At 68.1% G+C, this 21,760-nt stretch carries 27 protein-coding genes and 2 pseudogenes; 9 read left to right on the top strand and 20 right to left on the bottom strand.

Translation table 11 applies throughout. From position 1 onward, the window contains the following. The first annotated feature begins 28 nt into the window (after window positions 1–28). Window positions 29–922, top strand: coding sequence for a tyrosine recombinase XerC (locus ACFE65_RS04300; protein ID WP_375381110.1), 894 nt, complete (start codon window positions 29–31; stop codon window positions 920–922). Between the two features lie 130 nt (window positions 923–1,052). Here ACFE65_RS04300 and ACFE65_RS04295 read toward each other — a convergent pair whose 3' ends face one another. The 8 genes and pseudogenes from ACFE65_RS04295 to ACFE65_RS04260 form a co-directional block, all read right to left on the bottom strand. Further along, window positions 1,053–1,604, bottom strand: a complete 552-nt coding sequence (locus tag ACFE65_RS04295) for a DUF4337 domain-containing protein (protein WP_375381109.1) — start codon at window positions 1,602–1,604, stop codon at window positions 1,053–1,055. After that, complete coding sequence (locus tag ACFE65_RS04290; RefSeq protein WP_375381108.1) at window positions 1,604–2,359, bottom strand: cytochrome b; 756 nt, start codon at window positions 2,357–2,359, stop codon at window positions 1,604–1,606. The genes ACFE65_RS04295 and ACFE65_RS04290 overlap by 1 nt, the downstream gene beginning before the upstream one ends. A 72-nt stretch (window positions 2,360–2,431) precedes the next feature. Next, on the bottom strand, window positions 2,432–3,088 hold the full coding sequence (yihA, locus tag ACFE65_RS04285) for a ribosome biogenesis GTP-binding protein YihA/YsxC (RefSeq protein WP_375381107.1): 657 nt from the start codon (window positions 3,086–3,088) through the stop codon (window positions 2,432–2,434). Further along, window positions 3,085–4,827 carry a membrane protein insertase YidC gene (gene yidC, locus ACFE65_RS04280; protein ID WP_375381106.1) on the bottom strand — a complete coding sequence of 581 codons (1,743 nt, stop codon included), beginning with the start codon at window positions 4,825–4,827 and terminating at the stop codon, window positions 3,085–3,087. The genes yihA and yidC overlap by 4 nt, the downstream gene beginning before the upstream one ends. Before the next feature lie 45 nt (window positions 4,828–4,872). Continuing rightward, window positions 4,873–5,094, bottom strand: a complete 222-nt coding sequence (gene yidD, locus ACFE65_RS04275) for a membrane protein insertion efficiency factor YidD (protein ID WP_375381105.1) — start codon at window positions 5,092–5,094, stop codon at window positions 4,873–4,875. Next, window positions 5,091–5,402 (bottom strand): annotated as a pseudogene (gene rnpA, locus ACFE65_RS04270) (ribonuclease P protein component); the annotation flags it as partial. The pseudogene rnpA and the gene yidD, both read right to left, overlap by 4 nt. A gap of 14 nt (window positions 5,403–5,416) precedes the next feature. After that, window positions 5,417–5,551 carry a 50S ribosomal protein L34 gene (rpmH, locus tag ACFE65_RS04265; protein ID WP_375381208.1) on the bottom strand — a complete coding sequence of 45 codons (135 nt, stop codon included), beginning with the start codon at window positions 5,549–5,551 and terminating at the stop codon, window positions 5,417–5,419. 445 nt (window positions 5,552–5,996) lie between these two features. Continuing rightward, a complete protein-coding gene (locus ACFE65_RS04260; RefSeq protein ID WP_375381104.1) occupies window positions 5,997–6,557 on the bottom strand; it encodes a zinc ribbon domain-containing protein in 561 nt (186 codons plus the stop codon). Window positions 6,558–6,707: 150 nt separating this feature from the next. Between ACFE65_RS04260 and ACFE65_RS04255 the strand changes: the two are divergent. Continuing rightward, window positions 6,708–7,346 (top strand): annotated as a pseudogene (locus ACFE65_RS04255) (magnesium chelatase domain-containing protein); the annotation flags it as partial. 173 nt (window positions 7,347–7,519) lie between these two features. After that, window positions 7,520–7,930, top strand: a complete 411-nt coding sequence (locus ACFE65_RS04250) for an ATP-binding protein (RefSeq protein WP_375381103.1) — start codon at window positions 7,520–7,522, stop codon at window positions 7,928–7,930. Here the strand turns inward: ACFE65_RS04250 and ACFE65_RS04245 are convergent. From ACFE65_RS04245 to ACFE65_RS04230, 4 genes are all read right to left on the bottom strand, one after another. Further along, window positions 7,861–8,067, bottom strand: coding sequence for a hypothetical protein (locus tag ACFE65_RS04245; protein ID WP_375381102.1), 207 nt, complete (start codon window positions 8,065–8,067; stop codon window positions 7,861–7,863). The genes ACFE65_RS04250 and ACFE65_RS04245 overlap by 70 nt on opposite strands. After that, window positions 8,067–8,393 (bottom strand): TfoX/Sxy family protein, encoded by a 327-nt coding sequence (locus ACFE65_RS04240; protein ID WP_375381101.1) that lies wholly within the window; start codon window positions 8,391–8,393, stop codon window positions 8,067–8,069. Before ACFE65_RS04240 ends, ACFE65_RS04245 begins: the two co-directional genes overlap by 1 nt. Window positions 8,394–8,625: 232 nt before the next feature. Next, on the bottom strand, window positions 8,626–8,982 hold the full coding sequence (locus ACFE65_RS04235; protein WP_375381100.1) for a CHC2 zinc finger domain-containing protein: 357 nt from the start codon (window positions 8,980–8,982) through the stop codon (window positions 8,626–8,628). A 186-nt stretch (window positions 8,983–9,168) separates the two neighbouring features. Next, entirely contained in the window at window positions 9,169–10,023 is an 855-nt protein-coding gene (locus tag ACFE65_RS04230; RefSeq protein WP_375381099.1) for an exonuclease domain-containing protein, read from the bottom strand. Between the two features lie 184 nt (window positions 10,024–10,207). Between ACFE65_RS04230 and ACFE65_RS04225 the strand changes: the two genes are divergently transcribed. From ACFE65_RS04225 to ACFE65_RS04210, 4 genes are all read left to right on the top strand, one after another. Then, the gene (locus ACFE65_RS04225; RefSeq protein ID WP_375381098.1) at window positions 10,208–10,882 is read left to right on the top strand and encodes a UPF0149 family protein; all 675 of its coding nucleotides are present in this window, start codon (window positions 10,208–10,210) and stop codon (window positions 10,880–10,882) included. Between the two features lie 69 nt (window positions 10,883–10,951). Next, window positions 10,952–12,076: a DNA polymerase IV gene (gene dinB / locus ACFE65_RS04220; RefSeq protein WP_375381097.1), complete on the top strand. Its 1,125-nt coding sequence runs from the start codon at window positions 10,952–10,954 to the stop codon at window positions 12,074–12,076. A gap of 55 nt (window positions 12,077–12,131) precedes the next feature. Then, entirely contained in the window at window positions 12,132–12,686 is a 555-nt protein-coding gene (locus ACFE65_RS04215; RefSeq protein WP_375381096.1) for an alpha-ketoglutarate-dependent dioxygenase AlkB, read from the top strand. 81 nt (window positions 12,687–12,767) lie between these two features. Continuing rightward, window positions 12,768–13,157 carry a DUF1622 domain-containing protein gene (locus ACFE65_RS04210; RefSeq protein WP_375381095.1) on the top strand — a complete coding sequence of 130 codons (390 nt, stop codon included), beginning with the start codon at window positions 12,768–12,770 and terminating at the stop codon, window positions 13,155–13,157. A 105-nt stretch (window positions 13,158–13,262) separates the two neighbouring features. Here ACFE65_RS04210 and ACFE65_RS04205 read toward each other — a convergent pair whose 3' ends face one another. The 6 genes from ACFE65_RS04205 to ACFE65_RS04180 are packed head-to-tail and all read right to left on the bottom strand — an operon-like array spanning window position 13,263 to window position 17,631. After that, on the bottom strand, window positions 13,263–14,426 hold the full coding sequence (locus ACFE65_RS04205; RefSeq protein ID WP_375381094.1) for a winged helix-turn-helix domain-containing protein: 1,164 nt from the start codon (window positions 14,424–14,426) through the stop codon (window positions 13,263–13,265). A 54-nt stretch (window positions 14,427–14,480) separates the two neighbouring features. After that, window positions 14,481–14,675: a hypothetical protein gene (locus tag ACFE65_RS04200; protein WP_375381093.1), complete on the bottom strand. Its 195-nt coding sequence runs from the start codon at window positions 14,673–14,675 to the stop codon at window positions 14,481–14,483. Further along, window positions 14,663–15,865 (bottom strand): hypothetical protein, encoded by a 1,203-nt coding sequence (locus tag ACFE65_RS04195; RefSeq protein ID WP_375381092.1) that lies wholly within the window; start codon window positions 15,863–15,865, stop codon window positions 14,663–14,665. The genes ACFE65_RS04200 and ACFE65_RS04195 overlap by 13 nt, the downstream gene beginning before the upstream one ends. A 58-nt stretch (window positions 15,866–15,923) precedes the next feature. Continuing rightward, a complete protein-coding gene (locus ACFE65_RS04190; RefSeq protein WP_375381091.1) occupies window positions 15,924–16,262 on the bottom strand; it encodes a hypothetical protein in 339 nt (112 codons plus the stop codon). 47 nt (window positions 16,263–16,309) lie between these two features. Beyond that, window positions 16,310–16,669 carry a hypothetical protein gene (locus ACFE65_RS04185; protein WP_375381090.1) on the bottom strand — a complete coding sequence of 120 codons (360 nt, stop codon included), beginning with the start codon at window positions 16,667–16,669 and terminating at the stop codon, window positions 16,310–16,312. Then, window positions 16,669–17,631: a bifunctional methionine sulfoxide reductase B/A protein gene (locus tag ACFE65_RS04180; RefSeq protein WP_375381089.1), complete on the bottom strand. Its 963-nt coding sequence runs from the start codon at window positions 17,629–17,631 to the stop codon at window positions 16,669–16,671. The genes ACFE65_RS04185 and ACFE65_RS04180 overlap by 1 nt, the downstream gene beginning before the upstream one ends. Before the next feature lie 277 nt (window positions 17,632–17,908). On the opposite strand from ACFE65_RS04180, the gene ACFE65_RS04175 reads away from it, so the two are divergent. Next, window positions 17,909–20,344, top strand: coding sequence for a PAS domain S-box protein (locus ACFE65_RS04175; RefSeq protein ID WP_375381088.1), 2,436 nt, complete (start codon window positions 17,909–17,911; stop codon window positions 20,342–20,344). A gap of 115 nt (window positions 20,345–20,459) precedes the next feature. After that, a complete protein-coding gene (locus ACFE65_RS04170) occupies window positions 20,460–20,963 on the top strand; it encodes a ferritin-like domain-containing protein (RefSeq protein WP_375381087.1) in 504 nt (167 codons plus the stop codon). 116 nt (window positions 20,964–21,079) lie between these two features. On the opposite strand, the gene ACFE65_RS04165 is transcribed toward ACFE65_RS04170, so the two are convergent. Then, window positions 21,080–21,493 (bottom strand): epoxide hydrolase N-terminal domain-containing protein, encoded by a 414-nt coding sequence (locus ACFE65_RS04165; RefSeq protein ID WP_375381086.1) that lies wholly within the window; start codon window positions 21,491–21,493, stop codon window positions 21,080–21,082. Further along, on the bottom strand, window positions 21,490–21,760 hold a 271-nt coding region (locus ACFE65_RS04160; RefSeq protein ID WP_375381085.1), incomplete at its 5' end, for a hypothetical protein. The genes ACFE65_RS04160 and ACFE65_RS04165, both read right to left, overlap by 4 nt.

The raw sequence follows: 21,760 nt of genomic DNA, 5'->3' as shown, positions 1-21,760 counted from the left end.
GCCGCGCCCGCCTGATGCAGCAGGGACCATGGACCCGCTCGATCCCGAAGCGCTGGCGCCCGCGTGGAGCGCGTATCTCGCCCGCGATCGTCGGCGATCGGCGCATACGGTGCGCGCCTATGTCGCGACCGCGCATCGATTGCTGGCCTTCATCGCCCGGCATCGTGGAGAGGTCGTCGGGCGAGCGGGCCTCGCGAGCGTCGACGCGGCAGAGCTGCGCGCGTTCCTAGCGGCACGGCGCGGCGAGGGGCTGGTCAACGCCTCGGCTGCGCGCGAGTTGTCGGCGCTGCGTGGCTTCCTGGCGTTCGCGGGGGCGGAGCCGGTGCGCGTCCGAGGTCCGCGCGTGAAGCCCGGCGTGCCGCGTCCCGTGTCACCCGCCGAAGCCATCGCACTGGCCGAGACGGTCGCGGAGGATGCGGCCGAGCCGTGGATCGGCGCGCGCGACTGGGCGGTGCTGCTGCTGCTGTACGGCGCCGGGCTTCGGATCGGCGAGGCGCTGGGCCTGACGGGCGCGATCCTGCCGCTCGGCCGGGTGCTGACCGTCACCGGCAAGCGCGACAAGACGCGGATGGTGCCGCTGTTGCCACAGGTGCGCGACGCGATCGAGGCCTATGCGGCGCAGGTGCCCTGGGGCATCAGCCGCCATGCCGCGCTGTTCCGCGGCGCGAAGGGCGGCCCGCTCGACCCCGCGATCGTGCGCCGCGCCGTACAGGCGGCGCGGGCAACGCTCGGCCTGTCCGACCGCACGACGCCGCACGCGCTGCGCCACAGTTTCGCGACGCATCTGCTGGGCCGTGGCGCAGACCTGCGCTCGCTCCAGGAACTGCTCGGCCATGCGAGCCTGAGCTCGACGCAAGTCTATACCCAGGTCGACGCGGCGCATCTGATGGACGTGTACCGCAACGCCCATCCGCGCGCCTAACCGCGATTAGAGCTGTTCCGATTAGGCTGATCTACCAACTCCGTTCGTGCTGAGCTTGTCGAAGCACCTGCCTTGGGGCACACCCTTCGACAAGCTCAGGGCGAACGGTTAATATCAGTCGAGGACCGGCCTACAACCAGGCGACCAGCGCCAGCACGCAGCCGACCGCCGCGGCCGAGGCGGCGAGCGAAAACAGCCAGCGGCGGCGCGTGAGCGCGGTGATCGAGGCGAGCGCGATGCCGATCTGAACGAAGGTCATCGCGATGGCGAGCTTGATGTGCGGCCTGAACGACTGGTTGGATTCGACGTTCGCCTCCTCCGACCGTCGGTCCAGCGCCTCCGCCTGCGTCTGAAGCGCGCGGGCCTTGACGCCGTAGCGGGCGATCTCCGCCCGGCGGGCGGGGGTCGCCGCGTCGGGTGCCTGCTCGTCGACATGCCGCTTGATCCCTTCGGCCTGATAATAGGCCCAGACGTCGGATGCCTGCGCTTTCAGCAGCACCGCCTCGTTCTTGGAATAGAGCGCGTCGCTTTCCGTGTGCCCGCCCGCCAGGCTGACGACCGCGCCGATCGTCGCGAGCATCGCTGAGAACAGCGCGATCCGCTGCGCCAGCGGCTCGCCTTCTTCGGCCTGGCGGTCGAGGACGCTCTCGTGATGCCCGCGAACCTCGAACTCCTCCGCCACTATGCGGTTCTCCGCCCGCCGAGGCCCATGCGCTGCAACTCGCGCTCGCGGTCGACGAACTGGTGCTTCAGCGCGCCCGCGACGTGCAGGAACAGCAGCGCGAGCATGATCCAGCCGCCGGCGAGATGGACGCCCTCGATCCGCTCGTGCAGCGCGCGCTGCTCCGACACCCGGTCGACGGTCCGGCCGATGTCGCTCACCGGCGCGATCAGCGGCAGGGGGAACAGGCCCCAGATCATGATCGGCCCGTGCTTCGTCGGCGGCTGGCCACCGCCCTTGCCCGCGCCGGCCGGACCGCCTGGAGCGGAGGCGGCCGGCTTCCCGGTCGGCACCGGTGCGGGCGGCGCAGGGACGCGCGAGTGCTCGGCGGCCCAGGCGGCGCCCGGCGAGCCCGCCGGCGGGCTCGCCGACACCATCGCCCAGCCGGACAACGGCAGCAGGATCATGCCCGCGTAGAACAGGAGATAGACGGCGTCCGCAAGACGCTTCTGCCACGTCGGTATCGGCAGCTTGGGCGGCGGCCGATGCGTCAGCCGCCACACGACGCGCACGACGGTGAGCGCGAGGACGGTGATCCCGGACGAGATGTGGAAGGCGAAGGCACCGCTCGGAAGATACTCGCCGAACAGGCCGGTCGCCAGATTGTAGAGGATGCCGAGCGCGATCGCCCAGTGGAGGAGGATCGCCACGTTGGTATAGCGCAACTGCCGCCCGTCATCCGTCCGCGAGAAGCGGTCATCCGCCATGGTGGCCATCGTCGTTCTTCCCTGTTTCCGCGCCGATGATCGCCGGTTCGCGGCGGCCCGTCAACGCGGGGCGGAGGCGACTCAGCCTACCGCCTCCAGCACCGCCGCGCGCAGGTCGGCGATGCCGAGGCCGGTCTCGCTCGACGTCGACAATACCTCCGGGTGAGCGGCCGGGCGCTTGCGGGCCTCCGCCGCGGTCTCGTCGGCGACCTTCGCGAGCTCGCTCGGCTTGATCTTGTCGACCTTGGTCAGGACCAGCCGATAGCTGACCGCCGCCTTGTCGAGCATCGTCATGATCTCGCGGTCGACCTCCTTCAGGCCATGGCGCGCGTCCACCAGCACCAGCGTGCGCTTCAACGCCTGTCGCCCGCGCAGGAAATCGTTGACGAGGTAGCGCCAGCGGCGGACCACGTCGGGCGGCGCCTTGGCGAAGCCGTAGCCGGGCATGTCGACCAGCCGGAACGCCAGCGGCTCGCCCACATCGAAGAAGTTGAGCTCCTGCGTCCGCCCCGGCGTGTTGGACGTCCGCGCGAGCGCGTTGCGGCCGGTGAGCGCGTTCAGCAGCGACGACTTGCCGACATTGGAGCGGCCGGCGAACGCGACCTCCGGCACCGCGGCATCGGGCAGATGCTCGAGCGCGGGGGCGGAGCGCAGGAAGGCGACCGGCCCGGCGAACAGCTTGCGTGCCGCCTCGACCAGCGCGGCGCGCGCCTCCTCGTCTGACCCGGGATCGGTCACGTCGTCCTGCCCGCGACGGCCTTGGATATTTTGAGCTGCGGATGCCGCGAGTACAGGAATCGCTGCTGCGCGAGCGTCAGCAGGTTGCTGGCGATGTAATAGAGCTGCAGTCCGGCCGCGAGCGGCGCAAAGAACAGCATCATGATCCACGGCATGAACTGCATCACCTGCTGCTGCGTCGGGTCGGCGGCGGCCGGGTTCATCCGCATCTGCAGCCAGATCGTGACCCCGAGCAGGATCGCGAGCAGCCCCAGGTGCAGCACCCCGGGCGGGTTGAACGGCAGCACGCCGAACAGGTTGACGGGCGTCAGCGGATCGGGCGCCGACAGGTCCTTGATCCACAGCATGAACGGCTGATGCCGCATTTCGATCGTCACCAGCAGCATCTTGTACAGCGCGTAGAAGATCGGGATCTGGAGGAAGGTCGGCAGGCAGCCGGCGAGCGGGTTCACCTTTTCCTGCTTGTACAGCGCCATCACCTCCTGCTGCTGGCGCGCCTTGTCGTCCTTGTAGCGTTCCTGAACCACCTTCATCTTGGGCTGGAGCGAGCGCATCGCCGCCATGCTCGCGAACTGGCGCTGCGCGATCGGGAACATCAGCAGCCGGATCGTGCAGGTGAGCAGCACGATCGCGAGGCCGTAGTTGCCGACATGGCGGAACAGCCAGTCGAGATAATAGAAGATCGGCTTCTCGACGACGCGGAACCAGCCCCAGTCGATCGCACGGTCGAAGTTGGCGATGCCCGCCACGCCGTTGCCGCCGTCGTTATAGCCGTCGATCAGCCGGGTCTCCTTGGCGCCCGCGAAGAACCGGCTGACCTGCGTCACCGCCTGGCCCGGGCGGAGCGTCTGGGGTGCGGCGGTGAAGTCCGCCTGATACGCGCGGGTCATGCCCTCTCCGGCGCCGGCCCGGAACTCACCGTCGAAGCCGCGGGCCTGGTCGGGCACCAGCGCCGTCAGCCAGTATTTGTCGGTGAAGCCCAGCCAGCCGCCGGTGGTGGTGAACCGCTGCGCACCCTTGTCGACGTCGGCGAAGTCGATGCCGTAATCGGCCTTGCCGTCATGCGCGCTCATGGGGCCGGTATGGATCGTGCGGCTGGTCGCATCCTTCGACACGCCGGTGCGGCTGACGAGGCCATAGGCCGCGACCGGCACCGTCGCGCCGCTCGCATTGCCGACCGTCTGGCGGACGGTGATCATATAGCCGTCGTCCACCGATAGATCGATGCGAAAGGCCAGGCCCGCGCCGTTGTCGGCGGTGAGCGCCACCGGGTGGCCGGGCGACAGGACGGGGGCGGACGCCTTCCAGACGGTGCTCGCGTCCGGCACCTTGAGGCCATCGCCGCGCCAGCCGAACTGCGCGAAATACGCCTCAGGCGCGCCGGCGGGCGACAGCAGCCGGATCGGCGCGGAGTCCTTGGCGACCGTTTCCTTATATTGGACCAGCACCAGATCGTCGATCCGCGGGCCCTTCAGGTCGATCGAGCCCGCGAGCTTGGGCGTCGCGATCCGGATGCGCGGCGTCTCGCGCAGCACGACGGCGCGGTCACGCGTCGCGACCGGGCTATCGGCGGTGGGGTCGGCGGCCGGATTGGGCAGCGCCTGCGACTTGCCGTTGACGATCCGGGTCGCGGGCGGATTGGCGACGGGGAAGAACCGGGCGGACACGATCGGCCAGCCGAACAGGATCAGCGCCGCGAGGACCGCGAACATCACGAAATTGCGGGTGTCTTCCTTCACGGGGCAGTACCTTGTGTCAGGACACGCCGCCGCGCCCAGAGGAGATCAGGGCACGGGATCGTGGCCATGGGCGCCGAACGGGTGGCAGCGCGCGATGCGCTTGGCCGCGAGCCAGCTCCCTTTCGTCGCTCCATAGCGGCGAAGCGCGGTGATTGCATAGGCCGAGCAACTGGGACTGAACCGGCACGTCGGCGGCAGGAGCAAGGACGGCCCCAATTGCCACCCGCGTGCGAGCAGGATCAGCACGCGCGCGACGGCGGCGTTCACGCCCGCCGGGCCTTGGCAAGCGCCTTGACGAGCTCGGCGCGGAGCTGATCGAACGGCCGCTCGACACCGTCGCTGCGCCCGATCAGCACATGGTCGGCACCGGGCACGCCGCCTGTCGGCAGCAATTCGCGCCCCAGCGCGCGGAACCGCCGCTTCATGCGGTTGCGGACGACCGCGTTGCCGACCTTCTTGGTTACGGTGATGCCGAGCCGGATCGATGGATCGCCATCGTCACGCCGGCGGACCAGCAGCACGAAGCCCGGCATCGGCGCGCGCCGCGCCTTGTTGGCGGCGAGAAAGTCGCGCCGCTGTGTAAGGGTCTTTACGCCGACAGCTTCTTGCGGCCGCGGTTGCGGCGCTCGCGGATGACGGTGCGGCCGCCCACCGTCGCCATCCGCGCGCGGAAGCCGTGACGGCGCGCCCGCACCAGATTGCTCGGCTGGAAAGTCCGCTTCATCGTTCATCACCCGGCTGGCACGTGCCCGTGCGCTCGAAAAGGAAAAGGCCGCCCGAGGGACGGCCGTTGATGGGGCGCGCATATACGTCTAAAACCACGACGTCAAACAGGAGTGGCTCTCTCGCACTCGCGCCGCTGCCGTGCGCCCGGTCAGCGTATTGCCTTATCGACGACCGCGCCCGCGCGCGGCCAACACCAAATCGCCCGTTTGGCTTGCGCGCTCAACCAGGGTTGCGCAGCAAAAACGCGAGCCCGCCCGCGAACAGAAACATGCCGCCCGGCCTCGGCAGAGCGCCCGTTAAGGACGCCGCCGCCACGAGCAGTTCGCCAATGCCAGCAGCGCAAACCGGCCGACGGAGTAGCTAGAAGTGACCATGCGCGCGAAATGGGGTAGGACAATTTGCTTGCAAACGGCCTGTCAAATTACAGACTTGAGACTGCTGACTTATGAAAGACCCGTGCCAGTTCTTACGTTGTAGGTCTGGTTGTGAAGGCCCTTGCGGCAATGCTTATTCCAGAATGCGGAGCTCTGGTGTGTAGCGCCGTCTTGAAAAGCCACGAACTCTCGATTCATTCCGCCAAATCCGTTCTGTGCGCGGTACTCGACGCAGAGTAGACTTTCATTGTCGTTGGAAAATGCCTGCTCAATTACGAGCGAGTCAGGGTTGCGGACAGATTGCTTAAGCGCCTTTCCGGCCGCAAGCGCTATCTCACCTCGCCTGGTTTCGTCGGCTTTTTCTTTTACCTGCGCAGGATCGTTCGAGAAGGTGTTGTCGGCAGTAGACGCGCCATTAATAGATGATGATTTAGGGCCAATAAGTATCGAGGTGAACACTACGAGGCCGACCAAAACAGCGAAAGTGATTCCAAACAGCTTGAGGCACCCCGGCCGTTCAGACACCCGCTTCATATCGGCAACTCGGAACTCATATCCGCAATAACGGCAGACCAAGGCGTCAGCTTTCACCATTTCCGCGCACCGCGGGCACTTCTTCTCGCGAGCCAAGCTAATTCCCCAAAGCTAGACGGGTTAGCCTAACCGACAAACCTCGCATCAAGCAACCGGGCTTGGTCACTGTTAAGATGTTCTCTTTTCGACACAACCCGCTATGCTCCCCCAGTCGCGGCAGGGGCGATCGGGTGGGGGCTCGCGTAGATGACGGCGACGGTGGCGACGGTGGCATATCTCGGGCTGGAGGCCCGCGCCGTCGAGGTTCAGGTGCAGTTGATCCCCGGCCTGCCCGCGTTCCACGTCGTCGGCCTCGCCGACAAGGCGGTGGCGGAAAGCCGCGAGCGGGTACGCGGCGCGGTCGCCGCCATGGGCCTCGCGCTGCCGCCCAAGCGGATCGTCGTCAACCTGTCGCCCGCCGACATCCCCAAGGAGGGATCACATTACGACCTGCCCGTCGCGCTCGGGCTGCTGGCGGCGATGGGCGTCGTCGATGCCGAGGCGCTGGCGGACTATGTGGTGGTGGGTGAGCTTGGCCTCGACGCGCGCATCCAGCCCTCGCCGGGCGTGCTGCTCGCGGCGCTCCATGCCGCGGCGGTGGGGAAGGGGCTGATCTGCCCGGCCTCGCAAGGATCGGAGGCGGCGTGGAGCGGCGGGATCGAGGTGCTGGCCGCGCCCGACCTGTTGCAGCTCCTCAACCACCTGAAGGGGCACGGCCTGCTGAGCCCGCCCGCGCCCGGCGAGGTGGAGGAGGTGACCTATGGCCCCGACCTCAAACAGGTGAAGGGTCAGGAGACCGCCAAGCGCGCGCTGGAGATCGCCGCCGCTGGGGGCCACAATCTGCTATGGTCGTGTCAAGCTACACTCTCCCTTTTTTAGCCGGCCCTTGTGCTGCCTAGATTTTGCATGACCGCACCGCGCGCAGGAACACCGAAGTCGAACCGCGTCACAATCTGCCTCGACGCTGTGGAGAGGTTCCGGCTTGATCTTGCGCCCTCTACGATCTCGAAGCCGGTCACGTGCAAGTCGCGGTGTCGGGCGGCGTCGACAGCCTGGCTCTGCTGCTGCTCTCGCGCGCAGCCCTCGGGGGCCGGCTGCACGCCGCGACCGTAGACCACGGCCTGCGGCCCGAAGCGGCCGCCGAGGCGGCATTCGTGGCGGAGGTCTGTGCGACACTCGGGGTATCTGACGCGGTGCTGAGGGGAGAGGCCGCGGCGCCCGCAGAGCGCAGGGCAAACGTGTCGTCGGGCGCCCGAGCCGATCCGTGGGCATGCCGCGGTGCAGCGTCAATCGATGTTGGCAAGATCGGTCGACTGCGTCGGCGCGAGGCCCATTCTGAAGCAGGACCTTACGGAATGGTTCACTCGTCGGCGGTGTCGAGGCGCGCCTCGAACTCGTCCGCTGTTGCCTTGAGATCCCGTGCCAGCTGATCGAGCGCGCGTGCCGCTCCGAGCCGCTCGAGACCGTCGCGCTTGTCCTGCAGTCGCTCGCGGAGCACCGACGACTTGGCGACGGTCGCGCGCTGCCGCGCCATCTCCGCCACCGCCCTGAGGGTCACCGGATCCATCAGGGCGCCTTTTTCCGCCCGGTCTTCGTCGTCTGCTTCGGCATGGGAGGCAGCTCCGCGACCGTGATCTGGGCGAGGTCGACCAGCCAGTCGGCGTCGTCCCAGCGGTTGGCATCGATCAGAGGGCACGGCTTCGCACCTGGATAGGGTGAGGCCTCCTCGATGTTTCCGGCGATCGCCCGCCCGCCTGCCGTCGGTTTGACGAAGAGCCCGCCGTCGCATATCATCGCAACCATCTTGCCGTCGCAGTAAAGCCCATGGTCGCCGAACATCGGCTTGGCCGTCACGCTGATGGCTGACCACAGCTGATCGACGATGTACGACACGGTGGTCTGAGAGTTGGCCATGCCCGCAGCATGTCGGATCGGGAGCCTGGCGGCGAGCGCTGAATCGATCGCACCGGTCGAACGCCCGTGAGCCGCTGGTTAGCGGGGGCGATCAGGCTCGACCGAGCAGACGTCCGATCGCGAAGGACAGACCGGTCGCGAGGATGACGAAACCGGCGATCGCCAGGAAGATGCCGAACGCCAGTCCGTCTAGCTTGCACCGGATCGAGGTTCAAGCCGCAGGAGGTGTCCAGCCCACCCTTCGGCAGAGCAGTTCGATGGCGGCCTGTTCGCTGCACAAGTAGGTCTCCCGGGTCCACCTCACGACGTCGCCGCTCCGACCGCACGAGTAGCAGAGATAGTAGCCTTCGGCTTCGTCGACGTAGAGCCCGCCGCCTTCGTCCCGGTGAGCGGTGCAGCGGCCTCGCAGTTTGGTCCCGGCGGGCCTGAGATCGACGGTTTCGCCCACGAGGTCCGCGAGTGGAATGCGGGCGCGCAGCTTGGCGAGTATTGGATCATGTCTCCGCATCCTTCGACGATCGTCGAGCCCCGCGGCCACGTCAACGCTGACTACGGGCAGCGATATCAAACCGGGCCTGCTGAAGCATCGCCAAGCCAGCACGCCGGTCGGGCGGGTATGGCCCGGCGGGACCACTCTGTGGGACGGCGGTCTTCGTGTGGCCCATGGCGGCACTCACGCGGGACGGGTCGCCCGTTCGGAAGGAGCGCAGAGCTCGCGCGAGCATCCCCGTCGTCCACGACGGGCCGGGGCGCTTCACACGACAGGTGGGGTTGGCTGCTCCCAGGTCGTAGGTAAGCCCCCTCCTTCGTCGCTTACGGCCCCGGCGAGTTCCGATCCGGAGACGATCCTCAGCCGCTGGCCCGTGCGCCTGGCCGCCTCGGCCCGTCGGAAAGCGGCGCTCGCTCGTATCGCGCGGCCGAACGGCTCGTTGCCGGCGACTGCAACGATGGTGGTGCGGGCGCCGACCGAGGACACCACCACGCCGCCCATTGCCGCCACCGCATGGGCCAGTGAGCCGTCCCGCGGCTCGCCGACGATCGCGACGCGCTCGCCCCTGAGCGGGCCGTCCGCAGCAGGTTTGGGTGGCAGGCCGGCGGGTCTCGGCGGCGCCATCCAATCGGCCAGCGACAGGCCGGTGTGCTCGATCGCCCTGACGATCACCCATCCCGCGGCGCGGGCGTCGCTCAGCGCGTCGTGGTGGCGGTGCCGGACGCCGAGGTGGCGGGCGAGGTTCCCGAGGCGGTGGTTCGGCAGATCCGGCCACGCCCGCCTCGCCACGCGGACGCTGTCGAGCCAGACGGTCTCGATCGGGTTGCGATTGTGCGTGCGGCAGGCCGCCGCGAGTGCGCCCTTGTCGAACAGCGAATGGGCGACGGTCGCGCGTCCGGACAGGTGGCCGTCGATGACCGGATGGGCGGTGCCGAAGGTGGGCTTGCCGGCGACGTGCGCGGCCGTGATGCCGTGCACGCGGATGTTGCCCGCATGGAAGTCGTCGCACGGATCCAGCAGCGTCTCGAATTCGAAGATCTCACGGCCGTCGCGGAAGCCGACGATGCCGACCTGGCAGATGCTGCTCACGCGCGAACATGCCGTCTCCGCGTCGATCACGACGAAGTCGGGTTGAGTAGAATGCGTGTCGTGACGCGTCGGCACGTTCGGAAGCATGCTTCGTCCATAATGCAACGCCATCTGCGACGCACGTCGGGCCTGCTCTGATCGGACGGGTTCCGACTTCCCGACCCATCGCGCGTTGAAGGCTTCGCCGGCCGCAGCGGACGACCTAGGAGGAGGCATGCAGATCTCCTCGCCCCGCCTGCGTCGCCTCGACGGCGCACTTGCCAGCTTGCCGCCCGAGAGCGACGCCATGCTGCTCAGCGAGCTTGACGGCTACCTCGCCGGCGTCGTCGTCTGCCCCGAGCTGGTGCTGCCGGGGGAGTGGCTGCCCGTCGTCTGGGGTGAGGACGAGGTCTCGCCTTTCGAGGATGAGCGCGAGGCGCAGTGGTACGCCGGCCTCGTCGTGGAGCACTACAACTCCATCATCGCTTCGCTCGCCAAGGGGCCGGGCCGCTACAAGCCGTTCCTGGAGGCGGACGTCAGGAACGACGAGATCCTGTGGGAGCTATGGATCGAGGGGTTCGCGGCGGCGATGGACCTGCGCCCCGACGCCTGGGCCGAGCTGGAGGTAGATGGCGACAAGGCAGTCTCGGAGGCGTTCTGCGGCCTGCTGACGCTCGTCGAGATCGCCCTGCACGAGGGCGCCCTCGAGCGCGACGTCATCGATCGCATGACGGAGGAGGCTCCGCGCCTGATCCCGCGCTGGGTCGAGACGCTGAACGGGCAGCGGCTTGGTCGCGCCGGCGTGCCGTCGACGGGTTCGGAGCCGTTCGCGAAGCCGAAGGCCGGTCGCAACGAGCCCTGTCCCTGCGGCTCGGGCAGCAAGTACAAGAAGTGCTGCGGCCTGAGCTGACGCGGCCCGCGACACGCGCGCGCAAGCGCCCTCGTTCCCTCTACGTTCCTCGAGTGCTATGATGCCTCCATGACGGGCACGGCGACTCGCAAGATCATCCACGTCGACATGGACGCGTTCTTCGCGTCGGTGGAGCAGCGCGACGACCCGGCGCTGCGCGGTCGGCCGGTGGCGGTCGGCCATGCCGCCGCGCGCGGCGTCGTGGCGGCCGCCAGCTACGAGGCCCGGGCATTCGGCGTGAGGTCGGCGCTGCCGTCCGTCACGGCGCTCCGCCGCTGCCCGGAACTCCTCTTCGTGCCGCCGCGGTTCGACGTCTACCGGGCGGTGTCGCGGCAGATCCACGCGATCTTCACCGAGTACACGTCGCTGATCCAGCCGCTGTCGCTGGACGAGGCCTACCTCGACGTGACGGAGAACCTCTCGGGTCTCCCGACGGCTTGGGCGACGGCGAAGGCGATCCGGGCGCGCATTGCCGAGGTGACCGGGCTAAACGCCTCGGCCGGCATCTCCTACAACAAGTTCCTTGCCAAGCTCGCGTCGGACCACCGCAAGCCGAACGGGCAGTTCGCGGTCACGCCCGACATGGGGGCGGCCTGGGTGGAGACGCTGCCGGTCTCCCGCTTCCACGGGGTGGGTCCGGTCACCGCGGCCAAGATGAAGCGGCTCGGGATCGAGACGGGAGCGGACCTCAGGGCCAAGGAGATGGCCTTCCTCGAGCAGCACTTCGGCAGCTCGGCGGGATGGTACCACGCCATCGCCCGCGGGGTGGACCATCGGCCCGTCAACCCGGACCGGGTGCGGAAGTCCTCGGGATCGGAGACGACCTTCGACCGCGACCTGACCGAGCCGGCCGAGATCGAGTCCGGCGTCCTCCGCATGGCGGACGACGTATGGCGGTGGTGCGAGAGGGCCCAGGCGTTCGGTCGCACCGTCACCGTCAAGGTCAAGTTCGGTGACTTCCGCCAGATCACGCGCGGCCGCAGCCATGCCGGTGCCGTCGCGGACCAGCCGACGCTCCGGCAGTCGAGCCTCGACCTCGTCCGCTCGATCTACCCGCCGGAGACCGGCATCCGGCTGGTCGGGGTGACGGTCTCCAACTTCGAGGCGCCGGTCAGCGGGAATAGTGAGCCGCTTCCCTTGTTCGGCACTGCCGCGGGCTCCGGCAGCGAGCCATCGACGGCGGAGGCGCGTTGATGCAGGGCTGGTGCGCTGACGCCGATCCGTCGCCAGTAGTAAGATCGCCATGACCATGGCTGACCTGTTCGACATCCCCCTGCTGCCGGGCCTGTCGTCCACTCGCGACTTTCTCACCGGGGGCGAGGAGCGGACGCTGATCGAGCGGATCGACGCCGCCGACCTGTCCCCGTTCCGCTTCCAGGGATGGACCGGAAAGCGGCTCACCGTCTCCTATGGCTGGAGCTACGACTTCGATCGCGGCCGGATCCTGCGGGGCGATCCGCTTCCCGACTGGCTGCTGCCGTTCCGCGACCGCGCGGCGGGGTTCGCCGGACTGCCGGCCGACAACCTCGCCCAGGCGCTGCTCATCCGCTACGATCCGGGGGCCGGGATCGGCTGGCACAGGGACCGGCCGGCGTTCGAGCACGTCGTCGGAGTGTCGCTCGGCGCCCCGGCGACCATGCGGTTCCGGCGACGGCGGGGAGAGCGGTTCGAGCGGCTCGCCGCCCCACTGCCGCCCCGCGGCGCGTACCACCTGAGCGGCGAGGCGCGCCACGAGTGGGAGCACAGCATCGCCGAGATGGGGCTGCCACGGTGGTCGCTGACGTTCCGCAGTCTGCGACGGTGACCGCGGTCGACGACGAGAGACGCCTCGGCTTCCAAGTTCGATGGCCGCAGCGCGAGCTTGCATGTCCACGTCCGGCGTCGGATGTCGCGCCACGATGATCGACACCGAAGCCCACTGGATCCATCTCGCGACCACGGCGGTGGAGATCGTCGGGACCGCGATCATCGTGGTCGGCGCGTTCGGCTCGCTCGCGACCTTCCTTATGGGCAATGCGCGGCGATCGGCCTCCCGAGCGACGCTCGTGTCGGATTTCCGCTCGAGCCTCGCCGGTCGATCCTGCTCGGCCTTGAGTTCCTGGTCGCGGACGACATCATCAACACCGTCGCCATCGAGCCCACGTTGCGGAGCCTCGCCGTTCTGGCCGGCATCGTGCTGATCCGAACCTTCCTCAGCTTCTCGCTCGAGGTGGAGATCGACGGCCGGTGGCCGTGGCAGAAGGGGGCTACCGTCCGACCGCCCAGGAAGGACTGACCGTTCCGGCGCGAGCCGCACCGGAGGTATCACGCTGGCGGCGGCGATGGCGACACCCTGAACGGCGCGCCGGCCCCTCGACGGAGAACCTCGCCGTCGCGTGCGTCACCCACTCGTCTCGATGCAATCGAGACCGAGCCAGGCCGCCATCGTCTCCTGCTCGATCCCAAGCCGCTCGGCCGTGTCGGGCGGCGCTCCGTCCTCCAGCGTCGAGGATTGGACCAGCAGCCGTGAGCGCTGGCGGTCGGCCTTGAGGTCGACGCGCGCGACCAGGCGCTCGTCCATCAGGAACGGCAGCACGTAGTAGCCGTGGGTGCGCTTCTCGACGGGCGTGTAGATGCCGATCCGGTAGCGGAAGCCGAACAGCCGCTCGGTGCGTGATCGCTCCCAGATCAGCGGATCGAACGGCGCCACCAGAGACTGTCCTTCGATCCGTCGAGGTCGCCGCGCGTCGCGGTGGAGGAACGCCGGCCGGCTCAGGTCCTCGATCGCGACGGGCACCAGCACGCGCTCCTCGCGCAGGGTCTCGACCGCAACGCGAGCGTCCTCCGGCGAGAGACGGAAGTAGTCGCGCAGCTCGGATCCGGTCGCGACGCCGAGCGAGGCGGCGGCGCGCTCGACAAGCGCGCGGTGCGCGTCGCGGGGCTCGGGGGTAGGCAGCGCCAGCACGGCGGCCGGGATCACGCGTTCGGTCAGGTCGTACACGCGCTCGAAGCCGCCGCGCCGCGTCCGCGTAGTGATGAGACCGGCCCAGAACAGCCACTCCAGCGCCCGCTTGGTGTCGCCCCACTCCCACCAGCCGCTGCGGCTGCGGCCGCCCTCGAAGTCGGAGGCCGCCATCGGACCCTCCGCGGCGATGCGCGCCAGCACGGCGTCGGCCTCGGCGCGGCGCTCGGTCGCGAAGGGCCGCATGCCGGTCCAGCCTGCCTCGCCGCGCTCGGCGGCCGCCATGCGCCAGCGCAGCAGCGGGTGCATGGTCAGCGGCAGCAGCGATGCCTCGTGCGCCCAGTACTCGAACAGCCGACGCTCCGATGGCCTGCCCCACGCCGCTGCATCGAGCAGCGTGCGGTCATACGAGCCAAGCCGCGAGAAGGCGGGGAGATAGTGCGCGCGGACGAGCACGTTGACGCTGTCGATCTGATGGAGCGACAGCCGGTCGATCGTTCGGCGGAGATGCCCTTGGTTGACGGTTGCCGGACGAGGCGCACCGAAGCCTTGTGCGGCGAGCGCTACGCGACGTGCGGCTCTCAGGGACAGTCGCTCGGTCACGATCGATCTCGAGGTTGGCTAGGGGCTCCGAGGATCCTGCCCGGAAGTCTCGGGTCAGCCGGCGACATCGGCTGCGGTGATCAGGATGGGCGGTTCGCCGCCCAGGCGGCTGACGAACTCCCGCCTCGCGATCCGGTGGATGTCGGCCTCGAACTCGACGAAGATCTCGGTCGCCAGCTCGCTGTCGATGCCGAGCAGATCGGGGTTCAGGAGCTCGGCCAGGGCCTCGCTCGTGATCAGGAAGTCCACCGGCCCGAGATCCGTGTGTCCGACGAAGCCGACGCTCTCGCGATCCGCCACCCAGTCCCATAGCGGAAGCCTACGTCCTCGAATAGGAAGCCCTGCCGTACCGGGGAGGGAAACGGCAGCGCGCCTTCGGGCGAGCTGATCCCCGGCATTGTGCGCAGGAACGAGAACAGGTCGTCGATGTAGAGCGCCTGGCCAGCGGTGGACGAGAAGCCGGTCAGCAGCCCCTCCAGCAGCCCGCGCAGCCGCAGGAACGAGGCGGCGAGGAAGGTGAGATCGCCGATCGTTAGCGCGCCGGTCACCGCGCGCCAGGCGATATAGGCATAGGCGCCATAATAGGCGATCGTGCCCAGCGCGGCGAAGCCCGAGCCCCACACCGCCCGGCGCAGCGCCAGCCGGCGGCTCGCCTCGACGGTGTCGCGCGCGATCGTGCGGTAACGGTCGATCAGGAACGGGCTGAGCCCGAAGATCTTGACCTCCTTGGCCGTGTCGGCGCTGGCGGCGACCTGACGCACGTAGTCGAGCTCGCGCCGCTGCGGCGTCCGTACGTAGCTGAGCGCGTAGCTTAGCGCGTTGAAGTGCGCCTCGCCGAGGAACGACGGCACCAGCGCGACGCCCAGCAGCACCATCAGCCAAGGCGCGTAGACGACCAGCCCGGCGGCGAAGCTGACCACCGTGACGATGTCCTGCGCTTGCCCGAACAGCTGGCCCATCAGCGACATGCGCCCGCTCGCCTGCATGCGGGCGCGGTCCATGCGGTCCTGGAACGCCGCGTCCTCGAAGTCGGCGAGGTCGAGCGTGGCGGCGTGCTCCATCAGCCGAACGCTGGCGTCGTTGCTGACCCGGTCGGAGAGCAGTCCGTCGACCAGCGACACGAACCGGCCGAGCAGGTCGGAGGCCACCGCCAGCGCGAACTCCACCAGCAAGAGACCTTCGAGGGGGCCGAGCAGGCCCGAGCCGAGCCACGCGCCGAGGCCGGCCGGACGGGCGGTCAGGTGGCTGAGCTGGACGACCTCGTCGATGATGAGCTTGCCCACGAACAGCGTGGCCACCGGCAGAAGCGCCCGCACCAGCCGCACCGCGAGCGTGGAGACGGTCAGCAGCCGGCTGGTGCGCCACACCATGGCGAGGAACGGAGGCAGGTTGCGCAGCGCGCCAAGACGCTCGCGCCAGGTGGTGGGACTCGGCGGCATGCCGCCGCGAACCGGTCTCGGGACGACCGGCATCAGCAAGGTTTCCGGGTGAGGACGATCAGCGCTGCTTCTTCGTCAGGGCGGCGGTGAAGTCGGGGTCCTTCTTCGCCACCCAGTCGACGAACTTGCGCATGGCCGGGTCGGCCAGCAATCCCTCGGCGTTCATCCCATGACGCTGCAGCTCGGTGTTGGTGAAGTTCGCCGTCACCGCCTGCTGGCAGATCGGGTGCATCGGGACGACGTCCCGGCCGCCCCGGCTCTTGGGAATGGGATGATGCCAGACGATGGTCGCCCCGGTCGGGCGGCCACAGAGCCAGCAGGGCGCCACCGCCGTCGGCGGCTCGTCCTCGCTGGACTGTTCTTCATGGGAGCCATGTCTCGAATGCTTGCGTCCCATGCGTCTGTTGGATCCTTTGGCCCAGGCACCGCCTGAGCGGCCGCACATCATCTCTGGTAGCGCAACGTGTTCGCGAAGCCATCGTTGGCCTTCGTCATCCTGGCGATCTTCCTCAACGTCGCCCGGACGCACCGCTCGACGCGTCGGTCGTCATGGGCGCCAGTGATCCGATAGTCATCCTGCGCGAGCAACCCCTTGATCTGAGCGGCGAACGCCACCTGATCGTCGGTGCGCCCGGCGGCAGTTAGGACCTGGCACACCCATTCTTCAGCCGCGGCCATGTCAAAGTCGTCCCGCGCCTCGTACCCTCGCCGGTCCGCCGCCGCCTGCTCTATCCTTGCGGCTTGAGAACGGCTTTCCAGCCACTCGCGAACCAGCTCCCCGTTCCACGCGCTCGATTCCGCCATCACGCAGCCTTGGCGCGATGCGGCAACTTCCACTTCGGCCGCACGAAGTGGCAGGTGTATCCGTTCGGTTTGCGCTCAAGATAGTCCTGATGCTCGGGCTCGGCCTCCCAGAAGTCAGCGACCGGGGACAGCTCGGTGACGACGTGGCCTGGCCACAGGTGCGACGCCTCGACGTCGGCGATCATGTCCGCGGCCACCGACTTCTGCCTCTCGTCGGTGTAGAAGATCGCCGAGCGGTAGCTGGTGTCACGGTCGTTGCCTTGCCGGTTTCGGGTCGTCGGATCGTGGATCTGGAAGAAGAACTCGAGCAGCGTCCGGAAGTCGGTGCGCGCCGGATCGAACACGATCTCGATCGCCTCGGCATGGGTGCCGTGGTTGCGGTAGGTGGCGTTGGCGTTGGCGCCGCCCGAATAGCCGACACGCGTCGACACGACTCCCGGCAGCTTGCGGACCAGGTCCTGCATTCCCCAGAAGCACCCGCCGGCGAGCACCGCGCGCTCGGTGGTGGCGGGAACGGAGATCTTCTCGATCTGGTCGAGATATGCGCCGTAGCCCTGCTCGACCATGTCGGCACGGGCGACGAAGCGCAGCGACGCCGAGTTGATGCAGTAGCGCAGGCCGCCCCGGTCGCGCGGACCATCCTTGAAGACGTGGCCCAGGTGGCTGTCACCGTGTGCCGAGCGGACCTCCGTGCGAGGGATCAGCATCGACCAGTCGCGCGTCGCCTTCACGTTGGCCGGCTCGATGGGTTTCGTGAAGCTGGGCCAGCCGCAGCCGGACTCGTACTTGTCCGAACTTGCGAAGAACGGCTCGCCCGAGACGACGTCGACGTAGATGCCGGACTGCTTGTTTCCGAGCAGCGCGCCGGAGCCGGGCCGTTCCGTGCCGTTCCTCTGCGTCACCCGGTGCTGCTCGGGCGTGAGCGCCGCGATCGCCTCGTCGGACCTGCGGTATTCGGTCATGGTCACCTCCATTCTGGACTGAGATGGTGGTCGCACTTCGGCATTTCGAGATGTGAGGGGCGGCGGGACGGTGTCCCCTGCACCAGTCGGAACGTAATCTGGCACGGTGCCGACCGCGCCCGATGGAACCCGTGGCCGCTCCTTCGCTTCTTCCTGACGGGCATCCCCGCCCGCGCGAAGCGAAGTCGTGGCGGCTCGCGCAGCAGCCTTGGCGGGGCTGATTAGCCTGATACGGTCTGCTAAAAGCCGTCCACGGTCCTCCTATTTAAGGCGTTGAATGCTCAGCTTTCTCAACGGCGGCAGCGAACTCGGGCGGCGCATCCGCGATCACGACTGGCAGAGCACGCCTATGGGGAAGCCCGAGCAGTGGCCGGTCGCGCTCAAGGCGCTGCTCGGCGTGATGGTCGACGGCAACCAGCCGATGTTCATCGTCTGGGGTGAGGAGCAGACGCTGTTTTACAACGATGGCTACGCCGAGCTGCTCGGTGACAAGCATCCGGAGGCGCTCGGGCACCCACTTCTGGAGGTATGGCACGAGATCGCGGAGGACCTGCGGCCGCTCGCGGCGCAGGCCTACGCCGGCACGCCCGTCCACGATGACGACATCACGCTGTGGATGGAGCGTCACGGGCATCGCGAGGAGACGCACTTCGCGTTCGGCTACACGCCGATCCGCAGCGAAGGCGGCAGGGTCGACGGATTCTTCTGCGCGACGACCGAGATCACCGGCCAGATCATGGCCGAGCGCAGAGTGCGGGAAAGCGAGGCTCGCAACCGCCAAATCCTCGACAGCGCCATCGACTACGCGATCATCGCAACCGATCGCGAGGGTCTGGTCACGCGCTGGAACGCGGGCGCCGAGCGCATACTTGGCTGGTCCGAGGACGAGATGTGCGGCCAGCCGGTCGATCGCTTCTTCACGCCTGAGGATCAGGCCACCGACCGGCCGCAGACCGAGATGCGGCTCGCCCTGGAGACCGGCGTCGGTACCGACGAGCGCTGGCACCAGCGCAAGGACGGCGAACGCTTCTGGGCCAACGGCGAGATGACGCCTCTTCGAGGAGATGACGGCACCGTCGTCGGGTTCGTGAAGGTGCTGCGCGACCGCACCGAGCAGCGGCTGGCGGACGAGGCACTGCGCCAGAGCCAGGGCGAACTGGCGACGGCGCTGGAGGATCTACGTCAGGCCAATCAGGTGCTCGCCGGCAACGTCGCCGCCACCACGGCCGAGCGTGGCCGCCTTTGGGATACCTCGCCCGACCTCCTGCTGGTCTTGGACCATCAGGGCATGATCAAGGCGGTCAATCCGGCCTGGACCACGTTGCTCGGCTGGGCACCGGAGAAGCTACTTGGCACGCGGCTCGACGTGTACGTGCACCCCGATGACGCAGCCGCCCTAGAGCCGCTGTTGCAGGATGTCGACGGCGACACCGTGATGATGGAGAACCGGTATCGCCACGAGGACGGCAGCTACCGCTGGTTCCAGTGGGCGGTCGTCCTCGCGAATCAGGTCATCTACGCCACGGGGCGCAACATCACCGCCGACAGGGAAGCCCGTTCTGCCCTGCGAAACGCTGAGGACCAGCTCCGGCAGTCGCAGAAGGTGGAGGCGATCGGCCAGCTCACCGGCGGCGTAGCGCATGACTTCAACAACCTTCTGACCGTCATCCGCGGCTCGGTCGACCTGCTGCGCCGCCCCGACGTGTCGGAGGAGCGGCGGCTGCGCTACATCGACGCGATCGCCGACACGGCCGACCGTGCGACAAAGCTGACCGGCCAGCTGCTCGCGTTCGCCCGGCGGCAGTCGCTGAAGCCCGAGGTGTTCGACACGGGCGACAGCGTGCGGCAGATCAGCGACATGGTGCGCACACTGACCGGCTCGCGCATCAAGGTCGCCGTGCGGCTCGCGGAGGAGCCCTGCTACATCGATGCCGACCGGAGCCAGTTCGACACCGCGGTCGTCAACATGGCGGTGAACGCGCGCGACGCCATGAGTGGCGAGGGCGAGCTGACGATCACCGTCGGCGCGACGTCCCTCATGCCCGCGATACGCACGCATCCCGCCGTGAAGGGAGACTTCGTGACAATCTCGCTCACTGACACGGGATCGGGCATTCCGGCTGAGAGGATCGACCAGATCTTCGAGCCGTTCTTCACCACCAAGGGCATCGGCGAGGGCACAGGTCTCGGCCTTTCGCAGGTGTTCGGATTCGCCAAGCAGTCCGGCGGCGACATCTTCGTCGAGAGCCGCGAGGGTCACGGCTCGACGTTCACGCTCTACCTCCCGCAGGTCGCCGGGAAGGTGGACGATGCGACCGCGGTCGCCGCTGACGACGCTCTCTCCATCGGTGAAGGCGCCTGCGTGCTGGTCGTCGAGGACAACGTCGACGTCGGCATGTTCGCGACCCAGGCGCTGTCCGAGCTTGGCTACAACACCGTTCTGGCGATGGACGGGCCAAAGGCGTTGGTGGAGCTCGCTTCGTGCTCGGATCGGTTCGACGTCGTCTTCTCGGACGTGATGATGCCCGGCATGTCCGGCATCGAACTGGGGCACGAGATCGGGCGGCTCTACCCTTCGGTCCCCGTCATCCTGACCAGCGGCTACAGCGAGGTGCTGGCGCAGACCGGGACGCACGGGTTCGAACTGCTGCACAAGCCCTACTCGATCGACGAGCTCTCCCGCGCGCTGAGGAAGGTCGCCCGACGCCGGTGAAGATCTAATCCGCAGGCTCCAGTGTCGGCGCGCCTCCTCGTCGGGAGGTGCGGATCGGAGCGATAGGGCGCGCCCGTTCGTTGAGTCATAACCACTCGCGAACAGGAGACGATACATGGCCGAGATCGAGACGCTGCAGGAGCTCTACGTCGACGAGCTGAAGGACCTCTGGTCGGCCAACGACCAGATGGCGAAGGCGCTGAAGAAGATCCTTGGGCAGGCGACCAACGGGAAGCTGAAGGACATGCTGCAGGCGTCGCAGGACGGCATTGCTAAGCACACTGATGTGCTCAAGGCGCTGATCGAGGGTCAGGACGAGAAGCTCAAGAAGGAGCATTGCAAGGGCATGGAGGGCCTGGTCGCCGAGGCGCTCAAGCACACGGTCGAGGAGGCGCCCAAGACCGGGCCGGTGCTCGATGCGGCGATTATCGCGCAGTACCAGCGCATGACGCACTACGGCATCACCGGCTTCGGCACGGTGGCGGCGTTCGCCAAGGCGCTGAAGCTCGACGACGACGCGACCAAGCTCGAGGCGGCGGTCGCGGACATGCATAAGGGCGACGACCTGATGAGCGAACTGGCGGAGTCTGCGGTCAACGTCGAGGCGGTCAAGGGGTGAGGTCCTAACGGGCGGGCTGCAACGTCCGTCCGCTAGCCGAAGCGTAGGACAGGGCGAACCTCGTACTTGAGGACAGGCCCCGCGGCCGCACCGAGGGTGATGGCGTTAACCCGCCATCACCCGACCTCGGCTTCAATATACAGTGCGGACGGTGGGCTCCCGGTCCCATATTGCGCCGCCGGATCGGTGAGCAGCGGGATCAGCTTGACGAAGCGGTAGAACCTGTCGGGCCAGCCGTGGGCGAGGACGAGCGGGAGCGGCGCGGGGCCCCGTCCCCGCTCGTGGATGAAGTGCAGCGGGGTGCCCCTGATCTCGCCGCGGAGGTGCGCGAACCGGTTCAGCGCTGCCTCCTGCGAGCGCCAGTCGAACCGATCACGCCAATGAGAGACGAGGTCGGCGAGGTAGGAGAGATCGATCCCATCCTCCCATCCCGGCTTTTCGGGAGACGGCGGCAGCCGCGTGCTGGCGAGACGCCGCTGGAGGTCGTCGAGCACCGACGGGTCGGTCGACAGGAGGAACGGCTCGATCATGGAAGCGTCTCCCCTCCTGTGGTTCGCGCCAGCAACGTCATCATGTCCGCGACCGAGTGCCGCTCGACGTCGCGCACCAGCTCCACGATCTGCCGCCGAAGATCCTCACCGGCATGCAGTGCTGCCAGGCGATCGAACTTGGCCACCACGTCGTCCCAACTCATCGGGCGGGTGTGGAAGCCGTCGTAGTCGGTGCGCTCGGCAGTCAATGTTTCGTAATTACTCACCCCCTTGCGGATGAGCGCGATCGCTGATTCAGAGGGGTTA

The organism is uncultured Sphingomonas sp. (assembly GCF_964237335.1).
Lineage (GTDB): Bacteria > Pseudomonadota > Alphaproteobacteria > Sphingomonadales > Sphingomonadaceae > Sphingomonas.
The sequence above is the reverse complement of the archived record's forward strand: the minus strand, read 5'-3'. Positions and strand labels throughout refer to the sequence as shown.